Raw genomic sequence first — 14811 nt, 5'->3', positions numbered from 1 at the left:
ATGAACCAGCTTCTTCTTCATGATGAACTGAAAGATAGGGTGTTAAAGTACCTTGAATAAATGGGAACTTACACACTTTATTTGACAAGCCCGTTAATCGTCTGTACAACTTCACTTTTTTCATTATCTGTTGTAGCCCCATCAAATCGAATCATCATAAGCATATACTTGTCATCAATGATAACCTCTTCAAATATAGGTCGAAGTTTGCTATCATCATAAACTATATTATCTAATGTTTCCTGTTTTGTTGGTAGACTAGGTTTCATGATATCTGAGTAACCATGAATGGTTTCCATATTTTCACTGATTGTTTGTAATTTTTCTCCCATTTCTGTTAAACCTTCTGCAAGTTCATTTAAATTCTCGGCTTGTTTATCCATTTTACCTTGCATATTCTCCTTGAATTCTTGCATTTGATTTTCTTTTTCTTTCTGTTGGTTGAGCATTTGGTCTTTTACTTTTTTTTGTTTTTGTTCTTGTTGTTTTTTCATTTCATCTTGCAAAGTCTTCTGTCTAGCTAACTGTTGCTCCATTTCTTGCTTTATCTGTTCTTCCTTTGCAGATTGTTCCTGTTGTAACTTTTTCTTCATGTCTTCCTGCATTTGCTTTTGTTCTTGCTGTATATGCTCTTGTTGTTGCTTCTGCTCGTTTAACTGTTTATTTAACTTCTCTTGCATATTTTGAAGACCATTAATTGTATGTGTAGAAATTTCTGGTAACTGAGCAGTATTTTTTGATATATCTGTCATTTGCTCTGACAACTGATTTAACCCACCGCTTATTTCTAGTAGCTGTTGTGATTGCTGTTGATTATCCCCCAGTTGATTAGCAATAACACTCAAGGTTTCCGCTAATTCCTTCGTTTTTGTACCAAACTGGACATATCCATTAACGAGATTTTGTGTACCATCACCCAAGTTTTCTTGAGCATCAATCAATTGAGTAAATCCATTATTTAATTCAGCTAATTGTCCATCTATATCTGGAAGTTGAGTCTCCCCAAATTCAGGAATCTCTGGATCTTCGAATTCTGGAAGTTTGATTCCTTCAAATTCAGGAATTTTTGCACCTCCAAGATCAGGCATTTCTAAACCTTCTTGTTCTGGGAAATCAATCTCTTGATTACCTTTAGCATTTTCTCCCATTTCTTTACCAATTTCAATTAACTTTGTACCCATCGTATCTAAACCTTCAACGATTTCCTCAATACCTTCCTTGAAATTTTCACCTTGTTTATTTACAATTTCTTCTACAAGTGTGACTGGACTTAAAATACTGTAAATCGAATCACTTGTTTGTAAGGTATCCTCAAGCCCTTTCATATGAACTAAGTTTTTTGGCGTTAATAAATGATCCGATTCATATAAAACGATCACAGATTCCCCACCAAATTCTTTCTCTAGCATTACATTATCTTGATATACATCTGTATTACTTTTGACCAGCGTATCGTTTCCTGTAGCCATAAATACATTTCTTACACCAAAAACTAATAAAATCACAATGATGATCATAATGAGTATCGATTTTACTGGGAATCTTGTTAGTAATTTGACCAGCCTTTTTAACATGTTAAGACTTTCCCCCCTTATTAGTAAAAGTCGATAATATCTGTAACTAGATATTAGTTGCCTTCTACTTTAAACTTGATATTATAACTATGTAAGTTATCACTTACATACATGGTAGCAATAAATATTTTAATTGTAAAGAAAACCTTAAATCACAATTGTAAAGCCATCTTCGAAGTGGACAGGGTGGTTGTTATGGGATTTTGTAGTAAATTTTCTTAGTACCACTTATTTTCAATAATAACTTGACTATATTTTTTTAAAATATATAATAGGTGTACGGGTATAGGTATATGAAAAAAGGTGTTAAACGAAAGGAGAGAATAAATGTGTTAAAAAAATTTTTCCCCGCACTAGATTGGATTCTTAATTATAAAAAATCAGATTTAAGTGGGGACTTGTCGGCAGGGTTAATCGTAGCTATTATGCTTATCCCTCAAGGAATGGCTTATGCGATGTTAGCTGGTCTGCCTCCTGTTATCGGGTTATATGCGTCAACCATTCCTTTAATTATTTATGCATTGTTCGGAACATCACGGCAATTAGCTGTCGGTCCAGTTGCTATGGTTTCTTTATTAGTTTTGGCAGGTGTTTCGACCATTACTGAGCCAGGTACGGGGGAATATATATCACTAGTACTTCTGCTCATGTTAATGATCGGTTTGATACAATTTCTTATGGGGATACTAAAACTAGGGTTTTTAGTCAATTTTTTATCTCATGCAGTTATTAGTGGTTTTACTTCTGCTGCTGCAATCATTATTGGTCTAAGTCAATTAAAACATTTACTCGGTATAAAATTAGAGTCTGATAACGTGTTTTTATTATTGTGGGAATCATTGAGTAAAATATCAGAAATAAACGTGATTGCATTTGCAATTGGTATTGGAAGCATCCTTTTATTAATTGGAATAAAAAAATATGTACCTAGAGTGCCTGGTCCTCTTGTTGTTGTAGGGCTGAGTATCTTATTGGTTTATCTCTTACAATTGCATGCTTTTGGAGTTAATATCGTTGGTGAAGTCCCTAAAGGTTTACCCACATTTTCATTGCCTGCTTTTAATATGGATTCAGTCATCGCATTAATGCCAATTGCTTTAACGATTTCATTTATTGGATTTATGGAATCGATTGCGATGGCAAAAGCAATTGCATCAAAAGAAAAATATAAAGTCGTACCAAATAGAGAATTAGTTGGATTAGGATTGGCAAACGTGGCAGGATCATTCTTCTCAGCTTATCCAGTTACTGGAGGGTTTTCTCGTTCTGCCGTGAACTATCAGGCTGGAGCAAGAACGCCATTCGCTTCAATTATTACAGCAGTTTTAATTCTATTCACACTGTTATTCTTTACTGGCTTCTTCTATTATCTTCCGAATGCAGTATTGGCAGCCATTATTATGGTAGCTGTCTATAGTTTAATCGATGTAAAGGAAGCGAAATATTTATTTAAAATACGAAGTGTGGATGGATGGACTTGGGTCATTACATTTATTGCAACCCTTACCATTGGCATCGAGAAAGGTATTTTGATTGGATTAGCCTTTTCTTTACTAGTTTTTATAGGCAGAAGCGCATATCCTCATGTAGCTGAATTAGGCTACTTACCAGATAAGAACGTCTTTCGAAACATGAAACGTTTTCCAGAGGCTAAGGTGGTTCCTGAAGTCACTATTTTTAGAATTGATGCCTCTCTTTACTTTGCAAATATGTCGTTCTTAGATGATAAATTATGTGAAAGGATTGCAGAAAAACCTCAAACCAAATGGATCATCTTGGATTTTTCTGGTGTGAATTCCATCGACGCTGTTGCAATACATTCTTTAGAAGAAATCATGGAGACGTGTTCTAAAGGGGGTATCCAGTTTTTGTTTGCTGGAATCAAAGGTCCAGTTAAGGATCTGCTGAAAAAAGCAGAATGGAATCATAAGTATGGAAACCAACTACAATTTTTGTCCCTTGAACATGCATTGAAAGCAATCGGAAAATAAAGGAGAGTGAGCCAAATTGCAGGACTCGGAGTTACGAAAAAACAATGAGGAATTTATTCGTAAAATAAAAGAACAAGATCCATTCTTTTTTGATGAATTAAAAAAGGGACAAACACCAGAATTCTTTGTATTGTCTTGTAGTGATTCACGAGTAAGTCCTTCTATTATTACGCAGATGCCGCTTGGTCAAATGTTTGTCCATCGGAACATTGCTAACCAAGTTGTTACAGAGGATGAAAGTTTTTCAGCGAGTCTTTATTTTGCTCTGGAACATCTAAAGGTTAAAAAGATAATCATTAAAGGTCATACAGAGTGTGGGGGAATAAAAGCTGCTTGGTTAGACAATGATGAGGAAGAATTGCAAGGTTGGATTTCGAAGATTCGAAAAAGTTTCCCAAACAAGCATGATATAAAAGAGATTTCTTTGGATGAACTTGCAAAAAATAATGTATTAAAACAAGTGAAACATCTAAAACAGCATCCGATATATAAAGCTTATGGAAACGATGTTGAAGTGAGAGGCTGCTTATTTCATGTAGAATCAGGAGAACTTGAAAGATTGACTTAATAATTATTGTTATTTGATATGAAATGACCGATTCAATATAATATACCCTTGTATAGGGAGGTAAGTGTAGATGTCTGGAGAACGTTTTCATCCAAGTAAAGCGAATAAACTTATTGACCCAAAACGGTATGAATTACTTGTGCCAAATAAAATCATTAAAGATTTTGGTGTAGGAGAGGGAGATATTGTAGCAGATTTAGGTGCAGGTAATGGTTTCTTTACAATCCCGTTGGCAGAAAAAACCAAAACGATTGTTTACGCGGTTGACATTGAACCAAAAATGCTAGAATTATTAAAGGAACGTGCTAAGAAAGCAAATATAGATAATATTCAATATGTACTAAGTGATTTAGAAGAGATTAAACTTGACGATCATTCTGTAGATAAAGCCGTTATTTCATTAGTCTTACATGAATTGCCTAATCTTCAACAGGCACTAAAAGAAGTGAAACGTATTTTAAAAAGTGGAGGGCAATTATATCTTCTTGAATGGGAAGAGGTAGAATCTGAAATGGGACCTCCTTTACATGAACGAATATCTTCTTCAGATATGATAGAAATTCTGAAGAAACAAGGTTTTGCTGTTGAAATGTCGTACTCTAATGATTCTGTTTATGGTCTAACAGGTGTCGTCGATTAACTAAAATATATAAATCATTTGAGTCTCTTGTTGTTAAGAGATGATGACACACTCCTGAAAAAGAAAGTCATTAGACTTATGAATATTCGGAGGTCATGTCTATATGAAGCAAAGTGACGAATCCAAATACATCCAACAACATTTAGCAAATGAAAGAACCTATTTAGCATGGATTAGGACGGCTATTGCTATTATTGGGATTGGATTTTTAGCAACAACTTTACACTTTAACATGCCTATGAATGAATATATGGCTGATACGATTGCAACGCTGATTAGTTTGTTTTCACTTTTACTTGGAGTAATAACAATTTTCTTTGCAACTTTTATTTATATACGTAATAGAAGAAACATTAATACACAAACATTCCATTCTTCATTTATAATCATTATTTTTATGACGACTGTTATTTGTTCAGGTCTACTATTGTTTTCTTTTTACTATTTATTTGTCATTTAATAACACTTGACCAAATACCCATATAGGTATATTATGCTATTTAAGATAGTAAGGGAGTGATTAAATATATTATTAATATAGCGTAGTTTAACTTATAGTAGTTATCTTATAAATGGTTATTATTTAAAACAAGAATCAGGAAAACGATTAAATAGATACAACTGTGGAAAAAAGGAGGGAAATTCATGGAGTACAATGCTCGAATGAAAAATAGGATCAAAAGAGTAGAGGGGCAAGTAAAAGCCATTTTAAGAATGATGGAAGAAGGGAAAGATTGTAAAGACATTGTTGTTCAAATGTCAGCTGCAAGAAATGCGTTGGACCGTGCAGTAGCAGTCGTCGTAAGTTCTAACTTAGAGCAATGTGTAAGGGAACAGATTGATAAGGGTGAAGATACAGGGGCTCATATACAAGAAGCAGTCAATTTGTTAGTGAAAAGTAGATAGATAGAAAACAACGTGTTGACATAAATTTTTAAATCATATATCATACCCTTATGGGTATGATTGTTAAGGAGGGATTTAGAAAATAAATGCATATTAAAAAAGGATAAACCTATATTTTTTTGAATTATTTAATACCTGTACGGGTATATGTAAAAATGAGTTGAGGGGTGAAAAAATGACTGAAAAGAAAAACACTAACATTATTTTATTCAGCGGAGATTACGATAAAACGATGGCAGCCTTTATTATTGCAAATGGGGCAGCAGCTTATGACCACGAGGTTACGATTTTCGCAACATTTTGGGGTCTGAATGCTTTTAGAAAAGACGAACAAGTACCTGTGAAAAAAGACTTCTTAGAAAAAATGTTTGGAAAAATGATGCCTCAAGGTGCCGATAAAATGGGTCTTTCAAAAATGAATTTTGCTGGCATGGGTTCAAAAATGATTAAACATGTCATGAAAAAGCATAATGCAGTTCCTTTACCCGATTTAATCGATATGGCAAAAGAACAAGATGTAAAACTTGTTGCATGCACGATGACAATGGATCTATTAGGCCTTCAAAAAGAAGAATTAATTGATGGACTCGAATATGCAGGCGTTGCAGCATATTTGGCAGATGCTGAAGATGGAAATGTAAATTTGTTTATATAAAGAGGTGGCAACTTATGGAGTTCATTATAAATGGTCTTATCAGTCTAGTTGTTATCTGGTTTCTGATCAAACAATTAATTCCTGTAAGAGGGGTAAGTCAAATTGGAACGTGTGACGTGAAAAAGATTTTGAAAGACAAAGGGTATCAATTTATTGATGTTCGTACCCCATATGAATTTAAAACGAATCATATTCACGGATTTAAAAATATTCCATTGCCTCAAATTAAACAACGTCATAATGAACTTTCAAAAGATAAGGAAGTTGTTGTGATTTGTCAAAGCGGTATGAGAAGTAACAAAGCCACGAGGATTCTTAAAAAGTTAGGATTTGCAAAAATCACGAATGTAAAAGGTGGGATGGCAGCATGGAGAAGTTAAAGCCAAAAAATGGGGGTCATATTCATGAAAGAAGTAACACCTGATGAGGTGGTGGCTTTATTAATGGGATCTACTGAAGTATCAATCATAGATGTTCGTGAAAGTTCTGAAGTTGAAGCTGGTAAAATACCCGAAGCGATGCATATTCCTCTAGGAGAATTACAAACTCGATTAGCAGAGCTAGAAAAGACAACGGAATATGTTATCATTTGTCGATCAGGGAATCGGAGTGGCATTGCAACGCAGTTCTTAAATTCACTTGGGTATAACGCAAGTAATATGGTTGGTGGCATGCTTGAATGGAAAGGCACTTTAAGTAAATAACTTGGGAGGAAATAAAAGATGATTAAAACTGACAACGTATTAGATGCAAAAGGCTTATCTTGTCCCATGCCAATTGTAAGAACCAAAAAAGCGATGAACGACCTTTTACCAGGCCAAGTCATTGAGATTCAAGCAACTGACAAAGGTTCAACAGCGGATCTGAAAGCATGGGCTGAGAGCTCTGGTCATCATTATTTAGGTACAGTAGAAGATGGGGAGGTATTAAAGCATTATCTAAGAAAGGCAAGCAATGAGGAAGAAAAACAAGAATCAAAACATCCTCATGTGATTAGTAATGCTGACTTGCAACGTAAATTGAATGCCAATGAAAAAGTTATTGTCATCGATGTACGTGAACAAGCGGAATATGCATTTAATCACATCCCTAATGCAATATCCATTCCAATGGGCGAATTAGAAAGTCGTTTAAATGAACTTAACAAAGATGATGAGTTATATATGATTTGCCGTACAGGTAACAGAAGTGATTTGGCTGCACAAAAATTAGCAGAAAAAGGCTTTACGAACGTAACGAATGTCATTCCGGGGATGAGTCAGTGGGAAGACGAAACAGAACGCTTAAATGGTTAAGGAAGTATAAACCATGGATAACATTACTGTTTATACAACAACTCAATGTCCGTATTGTGTAATGATAAAGAATTTTTTATCTGAAAACAACATTGATTTCAAGTAGGTGAATGTTGAAACGAATCCTAAAATGATGCAACAACTAGTGAGAAAAACAGGCGAAATGGGTCTGCCTCAAACGGAGGTTAATGGAAAATAGGTTATTGGCTTTGATCCGAATAGTATGATGATGGCACTACTAAAATAGTGAGTAATTTATAAAAAATATATGGAGGGGTACTAAATGACTGTACAACCAATGTCAGCTAAAGAAGTAGCGGGAAAGGTACTGAACAAAGAACACGTATTTTTACTCGATGTCCGTAATGAGAATGATTTTAATGATTGGAAAATTGAAGGTCAAAACTTTGAATATTTAAATGTTCCTTATTTTGAATTGATTGATGGGATTGAACCTATTCAAGACAAGCTTCCAACGGATAAAGAAATCCTTGTAGTTTGTGCAAAGGAAGGCTCTTCCTTGATGGTAGCGGAAATGATAAGTGAAGCAGGCATAAAAGCTTCGTATCTCAAGGGAGGAATGAAAGCTTGGAGTGAACATTTAGAGCTTGTAAAAGTAGGCGATTTAAACGATGGCGGTGAACTATACCAGTTTGTCCGTCTCGGTAAAGGCTGTTTGTCTTACATGGTTGTTTCAAACGGAGAGGCTGCGATTATTGATGCAACACGAATGACGGATATATTTATAAATTTTGCGAAGGATATTGGTGCGGTAATTACGCATGTATTTGATACACATCTGCATGCGGATCATATTTCAGGTGGAAGATCCATTGCAAAAGAAACTGGTGCGACCTATTGGTTGCCACCAAAAGATGCTGGAGAAGTAGTTTTTGATTATCAGACATTAGAAGATGGTGAAAATGTCATCATTGGCAACACAACCATTAATATTCATGCTTTGTATTCTCCAGGACATACCATTGGATCCACTTCATTTGTTGTGGATGAGAAATTCTTACTCACAGGTGACATCCTTTTCATTGATTCAATCGGAAGACCTGACCTTGCAGGTTTAGCACAAGATTGGGTGAGCGATTTAAGAGAAACGCTCTATAAACGTTATCGAGAATTATCTGAGGAATTGATTGTACTACCTGCTCACTTTATGATTATTGAGGAATTGAATGACGATGGTAGCGTCGCAGAGAAACTTGGAACATTATTTGCACAAAATCATGGATTAAATATTGATGACGAAAATGAGTTTCGAAAAATAGTCACTGAAAACTTACCACCGCAACCGAATGCTTATCAAGAAATTCGCGAAACAAATATGGGTAAAATCAACCCAGACGAAGAAAAACAGCGTGAAATGGAAATTGGACCTAACCGTTGTGCCGTTCGATAAAAAAGTATGTAAAAATAGGAGTGATTGTAATGACTATGAAAGCAGATAAAGTGTTAGATGCAAAAGGTTTAGCATGTCCTATGCCGATCGTAAGGACAAAGAAAGCAATCAATGAGTTAGTATCAGGACAAATTTTGGAAATTCATGCGACAGATCAAGGTTCTAAAAGTGACCTAACAGCATGGGCTAAATCTGGAGGTCATGAATTGTTGAAAGATACCGAAGAAGAGGGGGTTTTAAAGTTCTGGATAAAAAAAGGCTAAAAATTAGTCGGAGAAAGGGGTACTTTACTTAGTATGCCCCTTTGTATTCACGAAACCCCATCTGATATGTTGGTAGAATAGAGCAATCTATTAAGGAATTAACTGTCTAGTTCCTAATATAATGGGGGTACGGAAACGATTCGAGGATTGAGGGGCCACACAGGGAATAATTTACATTCTATTATTCACCCTCTTTTTCCTCCATTTCCTTTAGCTTGCGATAAAACGCTGCCTGACTAACCTTTGTAATGGCACATATCTCCTTTACCGTTTTATCTGTTGTCTCTCGTAATTCAATGGCATGGTTCATTCCTGGATGTTTATCCGTATATTTTTTTACTCTTCCTCGATATTTGCCCTTTTGCTTGGCCAATTTAATCCCAGAACGTTGCTTCTCTTTAATCATTTCTCGATCTAGCTCACTAAATGCTGCCATTACAGTTAAAAAGAATTTACCAGTAGGTGTCCTTGTATCAATTCCTAAATTAAGGATAACAAAGTGGATGTTCCTTTCACGAAGCTGTTCAACCAGTTGCAGCAACTGAACAGTGTTTCGACCAAGACGATCCATTCGAGTCACAACTAAAGTATCACCAGTAGCAATTTTGGAAAGAAGTTCGTCCAATTGTTGCTTCTGTTTAGAAACACCACTAATTTTTTCCTTTACAATTTCATCTACTCCAAATTTTGTGAGTTTTTCAACTTGGGTATCAAGGTTTTGGTCTTGTGCACTTACCCGTGCGTATCCATAGATCATATTTCGTCCTCTTTTAATATGTATTTTTGATAGGTGTTATTGAGAGTCTATCAAGCTAATGATATCAAGGAACCAAAATTATATCAATAGGGTGTACCTTATTGATAAGAAATGGATGATTGGTTTTTACCGTTCAGTCCATAAATTATTACTTTACTCCAGAAAAAACACCCTATGCATAAAGAAAGAGTGGAATTCTTATTGAGATGTGCCCGATCATGAAAGAAATTAATTTTAAAAGGTTTTCCTTTACAAATTAAGAAAGGATATGTATGACAATTTTATAACCGTAATCGGGTCTTCATAATTATCAAAACCATACAATAATCAACAAGAAATTGATAACCTGTTGAATAGCTGTTGATTGACAATAAAGTTATTTAAAACTGCAAATCCTGTTATTCCATTAATTACGGATTGTGGAGGAGATCCACTGAAGATAATTGGGAATTTATGACAAAATATAAAGAGGGTTATGAAATAATCTAATTAAAAGAGGTTAATGGAACAAGAATGTTCCAAAATATATAGGGGGCCAAGTTCTGTTAAAGAATACTCAACTTTTGGCAGAACCTCCTTATGCATCTTATGCGTTAATATACGGTATTATATAAGTAAAACAATTGGAGGCGATTGTATGAAAGGCTGGCTATTTTCAGGTACAAATAAACCACTAGAATTAATTGAAAAAGAAGATCCACAAGCGATTCCAGGTCACGTTGTGATAGATGTGAAAGCTGCTGGTTTATGCCATTCGGACGTTGCAGCATTACAAGATCCGGGTTGGATGCCACTTTTCCCAAATGGTCCTGTTATTATGGGGCATGAGTTTGCCGGGGTAGTTATTGAAGTGGGTGAAGGTGTAGAAGATATTAAAGTTGGAGACCGCGTCGGGGCTAACCCAATGAATAGAGAAACAAAAGTAACTGCTGGGTATACCTATGACGGCGGGTATGCAGAAAAAGTACGTGTACCTGCAGCTCAATGCGTAATCATTCCTGAAGGCGTTTCCTTTGTAGAAGGAGCTGCTTCAACAGATGCAGGTATCACAGCTTATCGAGCTCTCTTCAGTATTGGACAAGCAAAAGAAGGTACAAAATTAGGAATTATCGGTATCGGTGGACTTGGTCAGTTTGCATTGCAAATGGCGTTGATTAAAGGTTGCGAAGTGTACGCTACTGATGTTTCTCCAGAAGCTCGAAAACTTGCTGAAGAACTAGGGGCTAATAAAGTTTTCGATACTATTCTAGATATGAAAGAAGCGGAATGTGACGTTATTGTTGACTTTGCTGGTTTTGGACAAACAACTGCAGATGCACTGGAAGCTGTAAGAGCACAAGGAACTGTTGTAATTGTTGGTATGGGTAAATTAGAATCCAATATCAATACTTATTTAATGATTACAAAAGAAATTAAGCTTCTAGGAAGTAATGGTGGGTCAGTAGAAGACTTAAAGGGTGTATATGATTGCTTCTCTACTGGAAAAATGAGTCCAACTCTTATCACAATCCCATTTGAAGAGATCGACAAAGGCTTAGAAAAACTCAAAAATCATGAAGTAAAAGGCCGTTTAGTAGCCGTATTTGAATAAATATAAGTTTTCTTTGTAACAAAGGTTGGGACAAAACTCTCCTCTGAAATGAAATAGCCTGTGAAATTTTACAACAAGGAAAATTTCACAGGCTTTCATATTTTTAAAATAAAATTATCCTTACTTAGGTTTCTGATTACCCAAATTTGCACCATTATCATGCTTAAATGTTTGGCCTTTAGAAGGGGCAAATTCTTTCGCAATCTCTTGTTGGCTTTTCGGTTGTGATTTCAATGAAGCAAACGCATTAGACATTCTACTTGCTTGACTGTTTGTAGGAAGGAACTCTTTGGAAATCTCTTCTTGGCCCTTCGGTTGTGATTTCAATGAAGCAAAGGCATTTGACATTCTACTTGCTCCTAGTTTCGATTGACCTTTATTTGTCTGACCACTCTTTTTATTTTTCTCATCATCAAATATTTTCAATGTCATCATCTCCTTCGTATTTAATATGAGAGAAGACGAATATAATTATGTCAAGAAAGGTTTGTCAAAACATCTAGTCGCTGAAAATCTTTTATTGTGCATTATTCAATTCGATATTTTTTGCATTTTTTCATAAATTCGTCTTTATCGATACAACATAAACCCATAACGTTAGTTTCGTGTTTTTCAATATTCCACAATCGGGCGCATATCTATTGTGCTTTTTTCAGTAATAGGCCAGATATCGGAATAAGAATTATCAATAACCTCCTAAGTACGCGGGACATATGATGAATTTATAATCAAAGGTCTTTGGAGGAATGTTTCAATGAATAACACTTTTTATATATCCCCTTATTATTCGAACGCTTATTATGGTCATGGGCCAATATGTAATCATGGTAATATGTTTGATCCTGGCTATGGAAATATGTCGTATGGAATGCGCTATGCAAACCAATATTGGCCATATCCAAACACTCAAGGATATACTGGTACCATATTAAATGACTATGGAAAAGAACCTTTTGTAGTGAATATTAATCAGGCTGCTAGGCAAAACAACACATTCCGAACTACTATATGGACTGGAGATAATCTGCAAGTGACCTTAATGAGTATCAATGTCGGGGAAGATATTGGTCTAGAGGTTCATCCTGACGTAGATCAATTTTTACGTATTGAGGAAGGTCAAGGATTTGTACAAATGGGCGAGAGTAGAGATCAGTTAAACTTTGTAAGGCATGTATATGATGACTCTGCTATTATGGTCCCTGCTGGCATGTGGCATAATTTAACAAATACGGGAAATATCCCGTTAAAACTTTACACAATCTATGCACCACCCGAGCATCCATTTGGCACTGTGCATAGAACAAAGTCAGATGCCGAAGCTATCGAAGGTTAGAGACCTATGGTCTTCTGGAATCGGGCGCGATTGTGGCATAAGGATTTGATTTTTAAACGACTTTATTGTTACTTCCATAATCAGTAACTTCACAAGAAATTAAGCAACTTTATTTTTACACCGTCCACATTTGCGAACGGTGTAATGCGTTTTTTCAGCTTCAAAATTAAACAATTTTATTATCATTACACAATAGCTAGGTTTAATTCATAAAAGACGGTGCAGCTTATATTTAGCATAAAGTTACCATTAATAATATCGCCAATGTTCCTCATCCTATAAAGGAAAAATATATTTGGAGGTAATTTCATGGCACAATTAAGAGATATCATGACACCAAATGTTCTTACAGTTAACGAAACACAGACCGTACAGGAAGCTGCAGCGTTAATGAGCAAATATAATATCGGAGCTATCCCAGTAATAAATAACAGCAGGCAAATTGTTGGAATTGTAACGGATCGTGATATTACCCTTCGTACGATAGCACAAGGAGAAAATGCACAAACTCCAGTATCTCAAGTTATGACTGCACAGCAAATCGTACAAGGTACACCTGATATGGATGTTCATCAAGCAGCAAATTTGATGGCACAGCAGCAAATTCGCCGGTTGCCGGTAACTGAGAATGGACAAATTGTTGGAATAGTTGCGTTGGGTGATCTAGCCGTACAAAATCAATATGCAAACGAGGCAGAACAGGCACTACAAAGCATTTCAACTCCTTCCGCACCTCAACAATAATAAGGGGTTACTTTTATTGCATAAATAATTATTAGTAGAGGCCTCGATCTGTAACACTTTTTATAATAGAAGGGAATCTCAGGTCTTTAGTTAATCCAGAAAAGTTCTGTCATGGTTGGTCATCTCACTTTTTTAAGTTTTGGGAAATTTCGTTTTATAGCTGGATATATTATTTTAAAGAAGACGGAATTGTATGAGATTTCAAGACAAAGTAGTTAATGTTACAGTTGCAGTAAGCGGTATCGGGAAAGAAGTCGTACGAAAATTAGCTAACGCACAAGTTGAAAGTTGTATTAGTTGAAAGGAAGACACAATCAAAGCCGTTCAAGCTTAGCTTGGTTTAACAGAAGAAAATAGCTTAGCAGTAAAAGCAGATGTTTCTAATGAAGAAAGTGTTAAAAATTAAATAGACCAAACAATCTCTAAATTTGGTCGCATTGATTGCTTTGTAAATAACGCAGGCGTTGAGGGTCCAGTTAAACCACTTGAAGAAATTACAGAAAAAGAATTTGATTTCGTTTACGGAAATAACGTAAAAGGCATACTTTTCGGTCTTAAATACGTATTACCGATAATGAAAGCACAAAAATAGGGTGCAATCGTCAATACTTCATCAGTAGCAGCTAATAACGATTCAGTACCAATGAAACGCTATGGGAGCCTGAAGAAGTAGCTAAGTAATTGCGTTTTTACTTTCTGACGAAGCTTCTTATGTAAGCTCATCTTCATTCACTATCGATGGTGCTCTATATAACGTGTAATTAAACGAATAACGATCGCTTGGGCTTTCCTATAAGGATCCTTCAAGGTAAAAATCCTCCAAAATGAAAACGCACGAATGTTGATAACTGCATTCGTGCGTTTTGTTTTTCTTAGTAATTCAGATGAAATACCCCTTTTGGAAATTAACTCTGCTTTGTTTTTCCTTTTAAATAAGAGACACCTAATAACAAAAATGGAATAGGAAGCAGGACAATCATATATGCGTATATATCTGTAAACGTCAAATAATCCACACCTAGTTTTAGATGTGGACTATTGTTATGATTTATTTAGTTTTATTTGGTACACGACATTCCGCTG

General features: G+C 35.4%; 18 protein-coding genes and 1 pseudogene. 16 read left to right on the top strand and 3 right to left on the bottom strand.

The features are described from left to right. Window positions 1–77: 77 nt before the first annotated feature. Window positions 78–1574, bottom strand: coding sequence for a hypothetical protein (locus ACFSBH_RS13930; RefSeq protein ID WP_379598107.1), 1497 nt, complete (start codon window positions 1572–1574; stop codon window positions 78–80). Window positions 1575–1903: 329 nt separating this feature from the next. Here ACFSBH_RS13930 and ACFSBH_RS13925 point away from each other — a divergent pair, with 329 nt between their 5' ends. From ACFSBH_RS13925 to ACFSBH_RS13870, 12 genes and pseudogenes are all read left to right on the top strand, one after another. Then, window positions 1904–3565, top strand: coding sequence for a SulP family inorganic anion transporter (locus ACFSBH_RS13925; RefSeq protein ID WP_379598105.1), 1662 nt, complete (start codon window positions 1904–1906; stop codon window positions 3563–3565). Between the two features lie 16 nt (window positions 3566–3581). Further along, window positions 3582–4133 (top strand): carbonic anhydrase, encoded by a 552-nt coding sequence (locus ACFSBH_RS13920; protein ID WP_379598103.1) that lies wholly within the window; start codon window positions 3582–3584, stop codon window positions 4131–4133. A 70-nt stretch (window positions 4134–4203) separates the two neighbouring features. After that, the gene (locus ACFSBH_RS13915) at window positions 4204–4773 is read left to right on the top strand and encodes a class I SAM-dependent methyltransferase (protein WP_379598101.1); all 570 of its coding nucleotides are present in this window, start codon (window positions 4204–4206) and stop codon (window positions 4771–4773) included. A 103-nt stretch (window positions 4774–4876) separates the two neighbouring features. Then, window positions 4877–5233, top strand: a complete 357-nt coding sequence (locus ACFSBH_RS13910; protein WP_379598099.1) for a YidH family protein — start codon at window positions 4877–4879, stop codon at window positions 5231–5233. A 185-nt stretch (window positions 5234–5418) separates the two neighbouring features. After that, window positions 5419–5679, top strand: coding sequence for a metal-sensitive transcriptional regulator (locus ACFSBH_RS13905; RefSeq protein WP_379598097.1), 261 nt, complete (start codon window positions 5419–5421; stop codon window positions 5677–5679). 175 nt (window positions 5680–5854) lie between these two features. Continuing rightward, window positions 5855–6334 carry a DsrE/DsrF/DrsH-like family protein gene (locus tag ACFSBH_RS13900; RefSeq protein WP_379598095.1) on the top strand — a complete coding sequence of 160 codons (480 nt, stop codon included), beginning with the start codon at window positions 5855–5857 and terminating at the stop codon, window positions 6332–6334. Between the two features lie 14 nt (window positions 6335–6348). Further along, window positions 6349–6714 (top strand): rhodanese-like domain-containing protein, encoded by a 366-nt coding sequence (locus ACFSBH_RS13895; protein WP_379598093.1) that lies wholly within the window; start codon window positions 6349–6351, stop codon window positions 6712–6714. Between the two features lie 24 nt (window positions 6715–6738). Beyond that, window positions 6739–7038, top strand: a complete 300-nt coding sequence (locus tag ACFSBH_RS13890; protein ID WP_379598091.1) for a rhodanese-like domain-containing protein — start codon at window positions 6739–6741, stop codon at window positions 7036–7038. An 18-nt stretch (window positions 7039–7056) separates the two neighbouring features. Then, window positions 7057–7629, top strand: coding sequence for a sulfurtransferase TusA family protein (locus tag ACFSBH_RS13885; RefSeq protein WP_379598089.1), 573 nt, complete (start codon window positions 7057–7059; stop codon window positions 7627–7629). Between the two features lie 13 nt (window positions 7630–7642). Then, window positions 7643–7828, top strand: a pseudogene (locus tag ACFSBH_RS13880) (glutaredoxin family protein). Between the two features lie 84 nt (window positions 7829–7912). Further along, window positions 7913–9040 (top strand): MBL fold metallo-hydrolase, encoded by a 1128-nt coding sequence (locus ACFSBH_RS13875; protein WP_379598087.1) that lies wholly within the window; start codon window positions 7913–7915, stop codon window positions 9038–9040. 35 nt (window positions 9041–9075) lie between these two features. Further along, window positions 9076–9303, top strand: a complete 228-nt coding sequence (locus ACFSBH_RS13870; protein WP_379598110.1) for a sulfurtransferase TusA family protein — start codon at window positions 9076–9078, stop codon at window positions 9301–9303. A 181-nt stretch (window positions 9304–9484) separates the two neighbouring features. Here the strand turns inward: ACFSBH_RS13870 and ACFSBH_RS13865 are convergent, their stop codons facing one another. Further along, entirely contained in the window at window positions 9485–10060 is a 576-nt protein-coding gene (locus ACFSBH_RS13865) for a recombinase family protein (protein ID WP_066417344.1), read from the bottom strand. Window positions 10061–10697: 637 nt separating this feature from the next. Here ACFSBH_RS13865 and ACFSBH_RS13860 point away from each other — a divergent pair. Beyond that, window positions 10698–11651, top strand: coding sequence for a zinc-binding dehydrogenase (locus ACFSBH_RS13860; protein WP_066417341.1), 954 nt, complete (start codon window positions 10698–10700; stop codon window positions 11649–11651). 120 nt (window positions 11652–11771) lie between these two features. Here ACFSBH_RS13860 and ACFSBH_RS13855 read toward each other — a convergent pair whose 3' ends face one another. Next, on the bottom strand, window positions 11772–12083 hold the full coding sequence (locus ACFSBH_RS13855) for a hypothetical protein (protein WP_084380491.1): 312 nt from the start codon (window positions 12081–12083) through the stop codon (window positions 11772–11774). 322 nt (window positions 12084–12405) lie between these two features. Here ACFSBH_RS13855 and ACFSBH_RS13850 point away from each other — a divergent pair, with 322 nt between their 5' ends. The 3 genes from ACFSBH_RS13850 (at window position 12406) to ACFSBH_RS13840 (ending at window position 14320) form a co-directional block, all read left to right on the top strand. Beyond that, window positions 12406–12984 carry a cupin domain-containing protein gene (locus tag ACFSBH_RS13850; protein WP_066417339.1) on the top strand — a complete coding sequence of 193 codons (579 nt, stop codon included), beginning with the start codon at window positions 12406–12408 and terminating at the stop codon, window positions 12982–12984. Between the two features lie 309 nt (window positions 12985–13293). After that, the gene (locus tag ACFSBH_RS13845; RefSeq protein ID WP_066417336.1) at window positions 13294–13728 is read left to right on the top strand and encodes a CBS domain-containing protein; all 435 of its coding nucleotides are present in this window, start codon (window positions 13294–13296) and stop codon (window positions 13726–13728) included. A gap of 406 nt (window positions 13729–14134) precedes the next feature. Beyond that, entirely contained in the window at window positions 14135–14320 is a 186-nt protein-coding gene (locus ACFSBH_RS13840) for an SDR family NAD(P)-dependent oxidoreductase (protein WP_333482940.1), read from the top strand. Window positions 14321–14811 lie beyond the last annotated feature (491 nt).

Source organism: Oceanobacillus luteolus, from assembly GCF_042678205.1.
In the GTDB taxonomy this organism is placed as follows: domain Bacteria; phylum Bacillota; class Bacilli; order Bacillales; family Amphibacillaceae; genus Oceanobacillus; species Oceanobacillus luteolus.
Note: the sequence above shows the minus strand (reverse complement) of the source record. Positions and strands in the feature narration are given on the sequence as shown.

Excerpts from the sequence above, each read along its gene's own strand:
- ACFSBH_RS13930 (WP_379598107.1), bottom strand. The coding sequence starts at position 1,574 with ATGTTAAAAAGGCTGGTCAAATTACTAACAAGATTCCCAGTAAAATCG.
- ACFSBH_RS13915 (WP_379598101.1), top strand. The coding sequence starts at position 4,204 with ATGTCTGGAGAACGTTTTCATCCAAGTAAAGCGAATAAACTTATTGAC.
- ACFSBH_RS13910 (WP_379598099.1), top strand. The coding sequence starts at position 4,877 with ATGAAGCAAAGTGACGAATCCAAATACATCCAACAACATTTAGCAAAT.
- ACFSBH_RS13905 (WP_379598097.1), top strand. The coding sequence starts at position 5,419 with ATGGAGTACAATGCTCGAATGAAAAATAGGATCAAAAGAGTAGAGGGG.
- ACFSBH_RS13900 (WP_379598095.1), top strand. The coding sequence starts at position 5,855 with ATGACTGAAAAGAAAAACACTAACATTATTTTATTCAGCGGAGATTAC.
- ACFSBH_RS13895 (WP_379598093.1), top strand. The coding sequence starts at position 6,349 with ATGGAGTTCATTATAAATGGTCTTATCAGTCTAGTTGTTATCTGGTTT.
- ACFSBH_RS13890 (WP_379598091.1), top strand. The coding sequence starts at position 6,739 with ATGAAAGAAGTAACACCTGATGAGGTGGTGGCTTTATTAATGGGATCT.
- ACFSBH_RS13885 (WP_379598089.1), top strand. The coding sequence starts at position 7,057 with ATGATTAAAACTGACAACGTATTAGATGCAAAAGGCTTATCTTGTCCC.
- ACFSBH_RS13875 (WP_379598087.1), top strand. The coding sequence starts at position 7,913 with ATGACTGTACAACCAATGTCAGCTAAAGAAGTAGCGGGAAAGGTACTG.
- ACFSBH_RS13870 (WP_379598110.1), top strand. The coding sequence starts at position 9,076 with ATGAAAGCAGATAAAGTGTTAGATGCAAAAGGTTTAGCATGTCCTATG.
- ACFSBH_RS13865 (WP_066417344.1), bottom strand. The coding sequence starts at position 10,060 with ATGATCTATGGATACGCACGGGTAAGTGCACAAGACCAAAACCTTGAT.
- ACFSBH_RS13860 (WP_066417341.1), top strand. The coding sequence starts at position 10,698 with ATGAAAGGCTGGCTATTTTCAGGTACAAATAAACCACTAGAATTAATT.
- ACFSBH_RS13855 (WP_084380491.1), bottom strand. The coding sequence starts at position 12,083 with ATGACATTGAAAATATTTGATGATGAGAAAAATAAAAAGAGTGGTCAG.
- ACFSBH_RS13850 (WP_066417339.1), top strand. The coding sequence starts at position 12,406 with ATGAATAACACTTTTTATATATCCCCTTATTATTCGAACGCTTATTAT.
- ACFSBH_RS13845 (WP_066417336.1), top strand. The coding sequence starts at position 13,294 with ATGGCACAATTAAGAGATATCATGACACCAAATGTTCTTACAGTTAAC.